The following is a 13093-nucleotide window of genomic DNA, read 5'->3' on the forward strand; positions in this document are numbered from 1 at the left end:
TACTTACGTTATTAAGGTAAAAAGAGGAACTAGCCGTGCGACATCGAAAACAAGGCAGGCAGTTAGGGCGGAATACCAAACATCGCAGGGCATTGTATCGTAACCTTGTCACATCGTTGTTAGAACATGAACGAATTGAGACAACGGAAGCAAAAGCAAAAGAGTTGCGTGGCCTGACAGATAGAATGATTACACTTGGAAAACTCGGCACGCTCCATGCTCGGCGTCGGGCATTGACCGTGCTCCAAACAAAGGCGAGCGTTGAAAAGCTCTTTAATGATGTGGCCCCGCGTTTTCAAAACCGACCAGGTGGGTATACTCGTATAATCAAAACTCGGCGTAGACCTGGAGACGGAGCCGAACTCGTAGCTATTGAACTTGTTGAGAAACAGGGTGAAGCCGTAGCCACAGTCCCAACCCCATCTTCTTCTGCCGACGAAGGTAGTTGATCCTCGCTCTTTTTTTTAGGTTGTCAGCAGTATTAGACCTGGCAGGTGTCTTCACATCATTAAATGTGTAGGCATCTGTCAAAGTCGCCCTTTCTTTTTTTGCTCAATCCACAGCTCAAGTGTGCACCAGATATGGAGTAATTTGTTTACTTGCTATTGGTCGTATGCTATCATTTTTTAAGGGTTTTTTTGCTGCTGCTACGTATATTTTTTTATGCAACATTATTGGGTCAGATGGACTCTGACCGGCATTGTGTTAGTCATGGGCATGTTTATTGTCCATCGGGTAGTGACACATATGGAGGAACGGGCTAGCCAATCTGCTGTTCAATCAACAACGTCCACACCAGCTGATGCATGGATAGATGGGTTTACGTATCGACAAACACAGTCGGGCAAGACGAAATGGAAAGTTGCAGCAGAGCGTGCACAGGTTTTTGAGTCTGAGCATCGAGCGAATTTGGAAACGGTGTATGTTGAACTTCTTGGACATGAAACAGATAAACAAGAAATGACCGTCGAAGCTGAAAAGGGTACGATTGACACGGCCACCAATAACTTTGCATTAGATAATGAAAAGGAAATGATGGCTGTTCATCTTGCTAGCGGATATACTATTTTCTCAACGCATCTCACGTGGATTGAAGCGTCTCGAAAGTTTACAACGGAAACACCAGTTGTGATTCGTGGGCATGGTCTCACCATCACGGGAATCGGCCTTGTGGGAACCATTGATGACGAAGAGTTTAAAGTCTTGCGAGATGTTCAGGTGGAGGTATCGTCATAACACAGTTGAGGGTTTGCTGTTGCTGTCTTCTTGTTGTTCTCTGGATAGGTACTGTAATCCCGGAACCACTGTTTGGACAAGAAAGCGAGGAGACGCATATCGAGTCTGATACGATGACCGCGCAGAGTAAGGAGCGACGGGCCATATTCAGAGGGAACGTTGTGTTGACTCAAGGGGAATTAGTGGTGCATTCAGATCTGATGATCGTCTGGTGGAAGCCAGCCCCTGAAACATCAGCAGACACACAGACTGAGGAGCCAGAGAGCACAAACAGCAGAAATAAAATTGAAAAGATTGTGGCGAAAGGGAAGGTAGTTATTCTCAAACCGACAGGCAAAGCCACAAGTCGTCATGCCGTCTACTTCAAAGATGAGGAAAGAATCGTCTTAACTGGATCCCCTATCGCGTGGCAAGATGGGACGCGAGTGAGTGGTACCAAAATGACGATGTATTTGAAGGAAGATCGAAGTGAAGTTGAAGGCGAAACTCGGGTAATTATGACAGATGAGGAAGGTTCGTAGGTGGATACCAGAGCGTCTAGTTCGTGATGACGGCTGATACACAGACGAAGCCTCGGCATCGGATACTCGCGGAGGGACTTCGAAAAAGCTTTAAAGGGCGGGAAGTCGTTCAGGGGGTCAGTCTTGATTTAGAGGCCGGAGAAATCGTTGGCTTGTTGGGCCCGAATGGAGCAGGGAAGACAACCATCTTTGATATGGTGGTGGGGTTATGTCAGCCAGACCATGGGACCATCTACCTTAACCGTAAGGTCATTACTCATTTGCCCATGTATCAGCGGGCGCGTCGTGGAGTCGGGTATTTACCGCAGGAGGCATCAATTTTTCGGCGGTTGTCTGTTGAAGAGAATATTCTGGCTGTCTTAGAAACATTGAGTTTTACTAAGCAGGAACGATATCAGCGATTAGAAGAGTTGTTGAATGAGCTCTCGCTTTTACCATTGAGGAAAAGTAGTGCCTATGCGCTTTCTGGTGGTGAGCGACGTCGTTTGGAGATTACACGAGCATTGGCGATGGAGCCTCGATTCTTATTGTTGGATGAGCCCTTTGCTGGTATCGATCCCATCGCCGTTGGGGATATTCAGGACATCATTATCGCGCTAAAAAAGAAGCATATTGGCATACTCATTACCGATCACAATGTACAAGAGACACTCTCGATAACGGATCGGGCCTATATCATTAACGAGGGAACAATCCTAGAAGCAGGAACGCCTGAAACCATCGTCTCGAGCGAAAAAGCCAGGGCCGTGTATCTTGGAGAACGATTTCGGCTGTGAGAAATTTTCCGTTCATTCCCAGTGAACGTTTGCTAGTTGGTGTTGTGCTATGGTACTCGAATGGACGTTGTGCCAGTGTCCTCGACATGATGAATATGGTTGAGGCGGGGTAAGGAAAGACGTCTGGGAGACTCGTGAAATTATGTGCGTGCGAGTAGGTATGGTCTTCCAGTCTTGATGATTTGGTTTTGCTTTACTTAGTAAAGGCGAATCTTTATGGATCTTCGGTTAGATCTTCGACTCAGTCAGAAGTTGGTGATGACTCCCCAGCTTCAACAAGCCATTAAGCTTTTACAGCTGTCTCGGTTAGAACTCCAACAAACGTTGTCCCAACATTTAGTTGAAAACCCCTTGCTCGAAGATTTGACGAATGAAGTGCAGGATGAAGAAATTGCTCAAAGTGAAGAGGGTACACTTGAAGTCAAAGAGGTTGGGCCGGATGGAGAGAGTGTCGCCGAAAGCAGTGAGCCGGAACCAGAGAAAGATGTCGAGCCACTGACATCCGAAGAATGGGATAGTGTATTAGATGGTGATTGGCGTTCTGGGCCGATGGAGCAAACCGCTGCCTCTGACGATGACTTCCCATCATATGAGCAGACACTTGCCAAACCAACGTCTCTTGAGGAGCATTTGGAATGGCAATTACGGCTCTCCTCCCTTGAAGGGAAAGACCGAGTCATTGGCCGGACAATTGTTGGAAATCTTAATGAAAATGGATACCTGAGCGTTCCCATTCAGGAAATTTCCGAAGATAGTCATGCCACGCTGGATGAGGTGGAAACGGTTCTTCGTCAAGTGCAAGCCTTCGATCCTCCAGGCGTTGCAGCTCGAGACTTGCGAGAATGTTTGCTGATTCAGTTGGGGTACTTGGCCTGTGACCCTATCGGTATCGGGAGTTATCTCCACTCTCATAGTAAAACTGATCTGGTTGCCGCGGTCGTTTCTGAGCATTTGCCGGACTTACAAAAGAAACGGTATGCCAATATCTCGAAAGCCTTGGGTGTTCCCGTTGAAGATATCTATGAGGCCGTTCGCGTGATTGAATGTTTAGAGCCAAAGCCTGGGCGTCCCTTTTCGACCGATAGCAATTCCACCATTATTCCCGATGTATATGTCATGAAACATGAAGGTGAGTGGGTGGTGTTACTGAACGAAGATGGACTTCCACGCTTGCGAGTCAGTCCGTACTATCGACGACTGATGACCGATCAATCGGAAGGCCAAGAGTCGACGAAGACCTACTTGGAAGAAAAATTACGAGGGGCGCAGTGGATCATTCGAAGCATTGACCAGAGAAATAAAACCATCGTGAAAGTTGTGACAAGCCTCGTGAAGTTCCAGGAAGCGTTTTTAGAAAAAGGCATTCAACACTTGCGCCCCCTTGTGCTCAAACAAGTTGCTGAGGATGTAGGAATGCATGAATCGACGATTAGTCGTGTGACGACGAATAAGTATATGCATTGTCCGCAAGGTATTCTCGAATTAAAGTACTTTTTTAATGCTGGGATTCAGCGGACTGATATGCATGGGGAAGAAATGTCTTCAGTCACGGTGCGAGAAATGATTCGGGAAATGGTTGCTCAAGAAGATCCGACACGTCCATTAAAAGATCAGGAAATTGTGACTCGATTACGAACAAAAGATATCATTATTGCCAGACGTACCGTGGCAAAGTATCGAGCTGAGTTACATATTGCTTCGGCGAGTCAACGGAAGCGGATCCCGTCTTAAGCCTTCGAGTGACACCTGCTGCGTGCCTTGTGATACAGTCATGACGAGTAATACGAGAAGGTGTTTCATGCTCTCACGTGTCATAGCCAACGACTCCGGTCCCGTCAACGAATGAATTAACAATCAATGCACTTGATTGATAGCGAACTGCTCTATGCCGAATGAGGATAAACTGGATAGTTATCGTGATGAGTTAGCCAATCTTCGACTCGTGATCGTGACAGGGTCGTCTGGTTCAGGGAAAACTCAAGCGCTCAAATGTCTTGAAGATATTGGGTTTTTCTGTGTTGATAATCTTCCGCCTGCCTTGTTTCAAAAATTTATTGAGCTGTGCGCTGAACGAGGGGGGGATGTCAAGAATATCGGATTAGGAATTGACATTCGGGAACGAGGGTTTTTTTCTGATTTTTCCAGCAATCTTGAACGTTTGAAAAACCATGGCTATCAAATTGAGCTGTTGTTTCTCGAAGCGCAGAATGAGATTCTCGTTCGTCGTTTCTCAGAGTCTCGAAGACCCCACCCGCTACTCCCACAGCAACCAGTCATCGAAGGTATCCTGCTTGAACGAGAACGGCTTGAAACGTTGCGCCAGCAAGCAGACCGAATCGTCGATACGTCAGATTTCTCCATACACGATTTAAAACAATGGATTGGTCGGCAATATCAAGAACGCAGTCACGCTGAGAAAATGAAGGTGACGCTGCAAACCTTCGGGTATAAACATGGTGTTCCCTACAATGTGGATATGGTCTTTGACGTTCGATTCCTACGAAATCCGTACTTTGTTCCGAGTTTGCAATCTCTCACCGGAGAAGAAAAAGAAGTTCAAAAGTACGTACTAGAGACCAGTGAAGCGCAATCGTTTTTACAGCATTTACAGGGTTTATTTTCGTTTTTACTCCCGCTCTTTGAACGTGAACAACGGAGTTATTTAACGATTGCCATTGGCTGTACTGGCGGCAGACATCGATCGGTTGTGATGGCGATCCAGCTATGTGAGATGTTCGAAGCATTTGGCTATAAGGCTATGCTACGTCATCGAGAGATCGTGAGCTCGTCAGCCGAAACAGAAAAAGTTTAAACGTTCGACTCTATACGCATTCCGTTCCGCGTATGCCCTCTTGGATACATGATGATTGTCCCGCTTTCGTTTTTGAGTGCACCCTTCCGGTTTCTCGCCCATTGACCCCTCATTTCTTTTTGAATCTACCTTGACTCTTAAACTCGTTTCTGGCTATTTCTGAATTCTGAATGACGTATCGATGCACGGTAAGTGCTGTTTGTGTTCATTGCTGATCCTTCTCGTGTTTTACCCTGAGATGCTGACGAAGGATACGTGAGCGAGAAGGTTCATGCATTGGTTGTTGTGTAAGGGAACGTTTCAGCGTCGTCTGTTATAGCCGTTCCAATATACTTTAGTTTGTACGACGTGTGTTTGTGCGCTGTGTCCATGATGTACATTCGGCTGGAAGTTATTTCGTTTCGCTATAAGCACTCGTTGCATGACAAAACGATAAAATATTCTTCTATTGGGATACGGGTTTCACGCATGCAAGGTTTCTTCACAGAAAAGCTCATGACTAGTAAGCCGCCTTTTTGGGAAAGATTCTCTAAGAACATTCGACCGTCTTCACGACATATCGGGTTGGATATTGGAACCCGGCTGATCAAAGTTGTACAACTGAACCGTGACGCAGGAGGGTGGAAGCTCGCGGATGTTCGCGTGAAGGCGATCTCGATTGGAACGGGTGACCTGACAACCAACAAGCAAGAACACGATCTTCCAGAAGTACTAAGGCGGTTGATTGTGGACATGGGAATAGAGGGGGCACATGTCGCTATTTCTATTTCAGGGCCTTCAATTATCATGAAACCCCTAGAAATACCTTGGATGTCCGAAGACGAACTTGCAGGTCATCTTGAATGGGAGGTGGAGCGATATCTCCCCTATGAACGTGATGAGGTGTATTGGGACTATTATGTTCCGCAACGGCATCACCTTCATCCCTCATCGTCAATGCTGGTCTATCTTGTGGCGGCTAAAAAGGACATAGTTGATCAACGAGTCGCCTTAGTCAAACGGGCAGGCTTGCGTCCAGTCGTCGTGGATATTGATTGTGTCGCTCTAGCGAATATGCATGAGTTGAATGGTCACGGCGTCGTCCATGTTCCAGGGCTGGTGGTGAATATTGGGCCTAGCGGTCTAAACATCATCACCGTAGGAGACGCTGAGCACTTTGCCATGCGGGATGCGGCTCTTGGAGGAGAATGGGCGCAAGATCTTTTGCAAGAAGAGTCTCAGTATTTGAACGACGGGGAGGCTGAAGTTCCTCAACAGGTTTTCGAGCCTATGGCTCAACATGAAATGTTAGAAGAGGTCTATAGCGAAATACTCTATGAGGTACGAAGAGCTCTCGACGACTGTCATTCGTACGAGCAAAGTCAGATGATTCAACAAATCTGGTTATCTGGAGGTTATGCTCATCTTCCCGGGTTAGTTGCACATCTGTCTTCGCACCTACATGTTCCGGTCAATATTATCGATCCCTTTCGTAGCCTCAAAATTTCTGCTATGGCTAGCGGGAATATCGTGGCACCGTATTCGTCTTTAGCGGCCGTGGCGGTTGGATTAGCCGTACGATGCAATTATCAGCAATGATTACGATTAATTTACTTCCTCATCGTATCTCCAGCGCCCGTCGTGAATCTGCAGGCGTGCACTGGCAATTGATCTTAGGGATTGTTCTCGTGCTGTTGAATGGAACAGTTTGTTGGAGTTGGGGGAATTCATTGTTTGAACGGCGAGATTTGATACGCCAAGAAAAAAATGCCCAAGAACAGGTGCTCGCAACAATAGTTGCGAATACGGAAAGCGGTGAAATGCTGTTGAATGCACCAGATCAATCGGGGCGATTAATGGCGCAGGCTCAATTTCTGGCGAGGACAGGTGAACAACAGATTTTCCCCATTCTCATTTTGGACGAGATTAGCCGGAGTGCAGAGCCATTTGGCATATGGTTTAGTGCGCTATCGATTGAAGAAGACGATGTTGCTGTTGAGGGACATGCATTGTCTCACAGAGATGTGGGGCAATTTCTCCAAACCCTCGAAGAGTCAATCATGTTCGGACGTCTGGTTCGAATGGAAATTCAGCCTCAAACTCTCCATGAAGATGCCATTATGCAGAAGTTTTCTCTTCAATTTACTACTCAGCGGCCGGGGTCGTCATCGTGAGTTGGCTCAACACCATACCTTCCGGCCAACGTCTCATGTTGTGCATCGTGGCAGTTGGATTTATCTGGGCTGTGTTTTATGCCCTGGTGTGGCAGCCAACCACAAATGAAATCGAAGCGCTAGAAGCTAATGTTCGGTATCTAGAGCAAGCTGTTGAGCGTCAAAAGGAAAAGGTTGCTGAATTAGATACGAATCGGCAAAAGGGAGTCAGTTCGCAGGCTCTGCAGGAAGTCATTATGTCTTCCCGTATTCAGACGGTTCGTCCAAGAAAAGAGGTGATGGAAATTGCAGAACGTTTTGGGCTGCCACTCGTATTTTGGATGCCGAATAGCAGAGGAAACGGGTCAGATTCTGAAGGTCGATTCTTGTCAATGAGGGGAAGGTTTGAGGGAGGATATCACCGTATTGCGCAATGTTTTGCGGCGATTCTTGAATTACCCTGGGTCGTCGATGTTGATCACATACGCCTTCGTATGTTGAATGATGTAAGCAGAGGAGAGGATGTCTTGACGGCTGACTTTCAACTTCTCAGTCTTGTCCCTTCGCCATTACTGGGTTCAAGCCATAACACACAGAATCACATGTAGGAGGGTTTCTTTCTAGAACACCGATGATGAAAACATATTCGTATCTACCAAATGTCGCTGATGTGGGCTTGGGATGCTCCGGCTATGCCCATATGGTGTTGATAATAGGCATAGCAACAGGTGTGCTTATGCTTGGCGCTGGCTGGTCTCAGGTCGAAGCTCAGGACTCCCTCATACAAGATCGTAGCCGATCTCAAGCGTATAAGTATGTCGCAGAAGGCCGACGCGATCCATTTCGCTCAATTATAAAACCGAACATCGTGCCATGGGTCCAAGAGCCTGCCGTGCATCCTCCCTCTTTGCCAAAAGTTCACTGGAGTCTGCTTGGTATCATGTCTGGCGTGACGGGTCCTCATGCTATGCTTCAGCATACAAATGGCAGTCGATATTTTGTGTCTCTTGGTGATATTCTCCCAGATGAAAATATTCGAGTTATAGGTCTGACTCGCACGATCGTGACGCTGGAGTGGTTGGAACAGAACGGTGGAAGAGTCCAGAATGGTAGAGATCAGCCACAGACCATGGAACTGACGTTTACGAGTGGTAAGTAGCGATATCTGTTTGCACGCTGTGGAGTATGAAGATATCTTGCCACGCGGGTTCAATTCACGCGAAGAGTGAGAAGGTTATAGCTGTTTTCAATAACTTCCGGTATAGCTGATTCAATGAACTTCGTATCCTTGAAGCGAGTGATACCGCGTTGAGAGTCCTCATGGATTCGCTATAACGCTTCAAATATCAAATTGAAATGCGGGTGAAAACTGGAAAGCTCGGATTGACATTGACCGAGGTGACCATCCAACGTCAAACGTCTTCTGTTACAGTGTTTGTACGAGGCGATGGAAACATTCATTATCAACTGGTCGCGATTCGCGCGTCTCAATTGGCATTGGACTTTTCTGACAGTATTTCGTCATTGAGTTTTGATACACTTCAGGTAGAACATCGTTTGCTCAAAGAAATTCGAATAGAGCAAAATCCTCAAAAGCTCCGTCTTGTCTTTACATTGGCGGCACGAGTCAAATATGCCATTAAAGTGCGCAAGAGCATTCTTGCGATTCAATTCAAGTCATAGTCAGCAGTTACGAACATTTTAGGTGATAAGGTGATGCTATGTTGCGGTATTTGAATGCTGGAGAGTCTCATGGACGATGTCTGATGGCGGTCTTGGAGGGTGTTCCGGCTGGATTACCCCTAACGGCAGAGGAGATTAATGTGGACCTTGTCAGGCGGCAAGGGGGGTATGGACGTGGTGGCCGAATGCGGATCGAAAAGGATCGCATTGAGTTTTCCTGTGGTGTGCGAAAAGGGAAAACCCTTGGCAATCCTCTGGGCCTCACAATTGAAAATAAGGACTGGAAAAATTGGGTAGATATTATGGCGGCTGAGCCTGGTCCGCCGGTCACAGAACGAGTCGTAACCCGCCCTCGACCGGGGCACGCCGATTTGGTCGGTGCGATTAAATATGGACATCGAGATATTCGTAATGTCTTGGAAAAAGCCAGTGCGCGAGAAACCGCGATTCGAGTGGCAATTGGCGGAGTGGCAAAAGCGTTGCTAGCGCAATTTGATATGAGAGTGGTGAGCTATACCACTGAAATTGGCAGTGTGAAGGCTCCAATCGCAGATGATCCGTTGCGTGCCTATGAACACGCGGAGCAATCACAAGTGCGCTGTCACGATTCAGCCGCTGGTGATAAAATGATCGAACTGATCCGGTCCGCGAAACATAAGGGAGATTCTCTTGGTGGAGTATTTGAGGTCGTGGTGACCAATCCTCCTATAGGATTAGGTACGTATGCGCAATGGGATCGGCGACTCACGGCTCGCCTGGCGATGGCCGCCATGAGCATTCAAGCAATGAAAGGTGTGGAGATTGGAATGGGCTTTGAGGCGGCGAGAAGCTTTGGCTCTGAAGTCCATGACGATATCTATCCAGGCGAAGAGGGAAATACGTTTCTTCGTAAAACAAATAATGCCGGTGGTCTGGAAGGTGGTATTACGAATGGGCAACCAATCGTACTCAGGGTTGCGATGAAGCCTATTGCGACACTCTATACCCCAAAGAATAGTGTCGACATCCAAACGAAAGAACCATTTGAAGCCACAGTTGAACGTTCAGATATTTGTACCGTCCCTGCAGCTGGGGTCGTGGGAGAAGCCGTGATTGCGTTTGAAATGGCCAATGTGATGGTTGAAAAGTTCGGGGGTGACACGATAGAAGAGATGAAGCGAAATTTTGATGCCTATCAGGAATATGTCAAGTCTTTCTAATGGTTACAAATCGTGACAACCTCCAGATGATTATTTCACATGCGATTGTCTTGATGTGTCTGTCGCCGGCATTACTGAATATTCATGAATCCCATCTGATTTGAACCAATGAAACATTCTCATCGTCTGAAAGCTCCTCGACTGACCGTGCCCGTTGCATTAGGACAACGAAGCTATTCTATTCATATTCAAGAAGGCTTGCTGTACGACATCGGGCAGTGTCTTCAGCAGGCCGGTCTTTCCGGTCGCGTGGCCATCGTGACCAATCCCCTTGTTCGTCAACTCTATGGAAATATTGTCAAGACCTCTCTCAAACAGAGCGGGTTTCGTCCTCTCTTTATCGAAGTGCCTGATGGTGAACGTGCAAAAACATTCGGGTGGGCATCGAAAATAATTGATCAGTTGGTCGCACAGCGTTTCGAGCGGTCGGATAACCTTCTGGCATTAGGAGGAGGGGTGGTTGGAGATATTGCTGGGTTTGCCGCTTCAATGTATGTACGGGGGATTCCGTTTATCCAGGTCGCCACCACACTAGTTGCGCAGGTTGATTCGAGCGTTGGAGGAAAAACCGGCGTTAATCACCGTTTAGGGAAAAATCTTATCGGCGCATTTTATCAACCCAAAATGGTGCTGATGGATACCTGCACACTTCGCACGCTATCGACACGCGAATTGGTCGCAGGATTAGCCGAGGTGATTAAGTACGGAGTCATTTATGACCGTCATTTTTTTCAGTATCTCGAAGACCATATCGAAGAAATTTTGAAATTGAAAACAGAACCGATTCAATATCTTGTCAAACGGTGTTGTGAAATTAAAGCAGAGGTGGTTGCGAAAGATGAGCGAGAGTCGGGATTGAGACGAATTTTAAACTATGGCCATACGGTTGGCCATGCGCTCGAATCCCTGTCTGGCTATCGTAAGCTGATACATGGGGAAGCCGTCGGTATTGGAATGGTGCAAGAAGCCGATCTGGCGCATTCTCTCGGGCTCTGTTCTTCCCTGGTCGTAAAGCGGCAACGAGAAATCATTCAGAAAGCCGGACTCTCGGATCAACTTCCCAAAATGAAGTTTTCCGAATTTTGGACAGCGATGCAACATGACAAAAAGGTGGTCAACGGGAATATTCATTGTGTCGTTCCCAAGGCTATCGGTCGGGTTGCAGTCATTCCGTTAGAGCAGAAATCAGTGAAGAAATGGTTTGCCCGGAATACCTAAACCTGTTAATTCCATGTTGTCTCTGCACAAATTTCCTTATGCATATGGAATCAATTTTACAAATCAAGTCTAACAACACTCATGGCTGGTAAGCGACCACAGACTCTCGATGCCCTCAAGCAGACCTTGCGTGAGCGAACGCGTGAAGTCGAAGTGTTGCACCGAATCAGTAAGTCCATTAGCAGCACCTTGGACCTCGAAGCTGTTCTCAGGCATATTGTGGAAGTCGTGGTCGAGGTGACGAAGGCCGATGCCTGTCTCCTCTATCTGTTGTCGGACCGACGTGACGAATTAGTGTTGCGGGCCTCAAAAAACCCGCATCCGAAGTTGATTGGTCGCGTATCAATTGGGCTGGGTGAGGGTATTACTGGTTGGGTGGCACGAGAAAATATTCGTGTTGTGATTCCCAAGAACGCCAGTGATGATCCACGATTCAAACTCTTTAATCGTTTGCCTGAGGATCGGTATCAAGCCTTTGTGTCTGTGCCGATTGAAAGTAAAGGCGTTGTCGTTGGTGTCATTAATGTCCAGCACAAACGGGCAAAACGCTATAGCGACGAATCCTTAACGCTCCTCTCGACCATTGCCCATCAAGTTGGGGGGGCAATTGATAATGCTCGTTTGTACGAAGAAATGCAGTCGCGAGCATTGCAGCTCGATACCTTGTCCCAAGTGTCCGAAACGGTTGTATCCAATCGATTGCTAGACGAGGTTCTTCAACTGATAGTGACGACGACGGCCCACATGACGAACTCAAAAATATGCTCAATTATGTTGCTGGATGAATGCAAAGGGGAATTGAGAATTGAAGCAACACAAAGCTTGAGTGAACGCTATCGTCGCAAGCCGGTCTTGAAAATTGGGCAAAGTATGAGTGGACGTGCGATTAAGAAGCAGCAACCGGTCTACGTTCCCGATGTGAAAACCGAAAAAGACTACTTCTATAAAGATCTTGCGAAACGGGAAGGGCTTTGTTCGTTGGTTTCGGTTCCGATGATGATGAAAGATAAAGCCATTGGTGTGATTAATTGCTATACTTCGTTTGTGTACGAGTTTTCTTCGGAAGAGCTTAAGTCGTTGCAAACCATTGCCAATCAAGCGGCTGTGGCTATTGCTCATACGAACGTGGTTGAAAAGTCATTTGAAATGCAGGAAGCCTTAGAAGTTCGAAAACTGGTAGATCGTGCAAAAGGCTATATCATGCAATCAAGAAAGTTGTCAGAGCCGGAAGCGTTTCAACTTATTCAGCGGCAAAGTATGAATTTACGAAAATCCATGCGGGAGATCGCGGAGGCCATTATCCTTTCGGAAGAGCTGCAGGTGGCTACAAAAAGCCCATAAATTGACTCTCAGTGAATTCTAGGGGGGTTCTTGTGCTTGACACCTGAAGAGGTGGATTGCTACTTCTAACGAACGTAGCGCATGATGTGTGAGACAATGACGTCTCATCTGGATACGAACATACTATAGCAGGACAAGGGCGTCCTCACTCTGGGTGGAGTCGAGGGCGTTTTTT

General features: G+C 47.0%; 14 protein-coding genes. All 14 read left to right on the top strand.

Annotation, left to right across the window (positions count from 1 at the left end; genetic code table 11):
* The first annotated feature begins 35 nt into the window (after positions 1-35).
* Entirely contained in the window at positions 36-449 is a 414-nt protein-coding gene (rplQ, locus tag ACWHX8_RS03435; RefSeq protein WP_447970565.1) for a 50S ribosomal protein L17, read from the top strand.
* 214 nt (positions 450-663) lie between these two features.
* Positions 664-1236, top strand: coding sequence for an LPS export ABC transporter periplasmic protein LptC (gene lptC, locus ACWHX8_RS03440; RefSeq protein WP_447970566.1), 573 nt, complete (start codon positions 664-666; stop codon positions 1234-1236).
* 5 nt (positions 1237-1241) lie between these two features.
* On the top strand, positions 1242-1757 hold the full coding sequence (locus tag ACWHX8_RS03445; protein WP_447970567.1) for an LptA/OstA family protein: 516 nt from the start codon (positions 1242-1244) through the stop codon (positions 1755-1757).
* A gap of 26 nt (positions 1758-1783) precedes the next feature.
* Positions 1784-2533, top strand: a complete 750-nt coding sequence (lptB, locus tag ACWHX8_RS03450) for an LPS export ABC transporter ATP-binding protein (protein ID WP_447971857.1) — start codon at positions 1784-1786, stop codon at positions 2531-2533.
* Between the two features lie 216 nt (positions 2534-2749).
* Complete coding sequence (gene rpoN, locus ACWHX8_RS03455; RefSeq protein ID WP_447970568.1) at positions 2750-4264, top strand: RNA polymerase factor sigma-54; 1515 nt, start codon at positions 2750-2752, stop codon at positions 4262-4264.
* A 154-nt stretch (positions 4265-4418) separates the two neighbouring features.
* Positions 4419-5345, top strand: a complete 927-nt coding sequence (rapZ, locus tag ACWHX8_RS03460) for an RNase adapter RapZ (RefSeq protein WP_447970569.1) — start codon at positions 4419-4421, stop codon at positions 5343-5345.
* A gap of 495 nt (positions 5346-5840) precedes the next feature.
* The gene (gene pilM / locus ACWHX8_RS03465) at positions 5841-6923 is read left to right on the top strand and encodes a type IV pilus assembly protein PilM (protein ID WP_447970570.1); all 1083 of its coding nucleotides are present in this window, start codon (positions 5841-5843) and stop codon (positions 6921-6923) included.
* Complete coding sequence (locus tag ACWHX8_RS03470; protein ID WP_447970571.1) at positions 6905-7498, top strand: PilN domain-containing protein; 594 nt, start codon at positions 6905-6907, stop codon at positions 7496-7498. Before pilM ends, ACWHX8_RS03470 begins: the two co-directional genes overlap by 19 nt.
* On the top strand, positions 7495-8085 hold the full coding sequence (gene gspM, locus ACWHX8_RS03475) for a type II secretion system protein GspM (RefSeq protein WP_447970572.1): 591 nt from the start codon (positions 7495-7497) through the stop codon (positions 8083-8085). The genes ACWHX8_RS03470 and gspM overlap by 4 nt, the downstream gene beginning before the upstream one ends.
* Positions 8086-8108: 23 nt before the next feature.
* The gene (locus ACWHX8_RS03480) at positions 8109-8636 is read left to right on the top strand and encodes a hypothetical protein (RefSeq protein WP_447970573.1); all 528 of its coding nucleotides are present in this window, start codon (positions 8109-8111) and stop codon (positions 8634-8636) included.
* Between the two features lie 203 nt (positions 8637-8839).
* On the top strand, positions 8840-9160 hold the full coding sequence (locus ACWHX8_RS03485; protein ID WP_447970574.1) for an AMIN domain-containing protein: 321 nt from the start codon (positions 8840-8842) through the stop codon (positions 9158-9160).
* Between the two features lie 38 nt (positions 9161-9198).
* The gene (aroC, locus tag ACWHX8_RS03490; RefSeq protein ID WP_447970575.1) at positions 9199-10359 is read left to right on the top strand and encodes a chorismate synthase; all 1161 of its coding nucleotides are present in this window, start codon (positions 9199-9201) and stop codon (positions 10357-10359) included.
* Between the two features lie 108 nt (positions 10360-10467).
* Positions 10468-11577 (top strand): 3-dehydroquinate synthase, encoded by a 1110-nt coding sequence (gene aroB, locus ACWHX8_RS03495; RefSeq protein WP_447970576.1) that lies wholly within the window; start codon positions 10468-10470, stop codon positions 11575-11577.
* Between the two features lie 81 nt (positions 11578-11658).
* Positions 11659-12918: a GAF domain-containing protein gene (locus ACWHX8_RS03500; RefSeq protein ID WP_447970577.1), complete on the top strand. Its 1260-nt coding sequence runs from the start codon at positions 11659-11661 to the stop codon at positions 12916-12918.
* Positions 12919-13093 lie beyond the last annotated feature (175 nt).

It is taken from the genome of Nitrospira sp. M1, assembly GCF_965152605.1.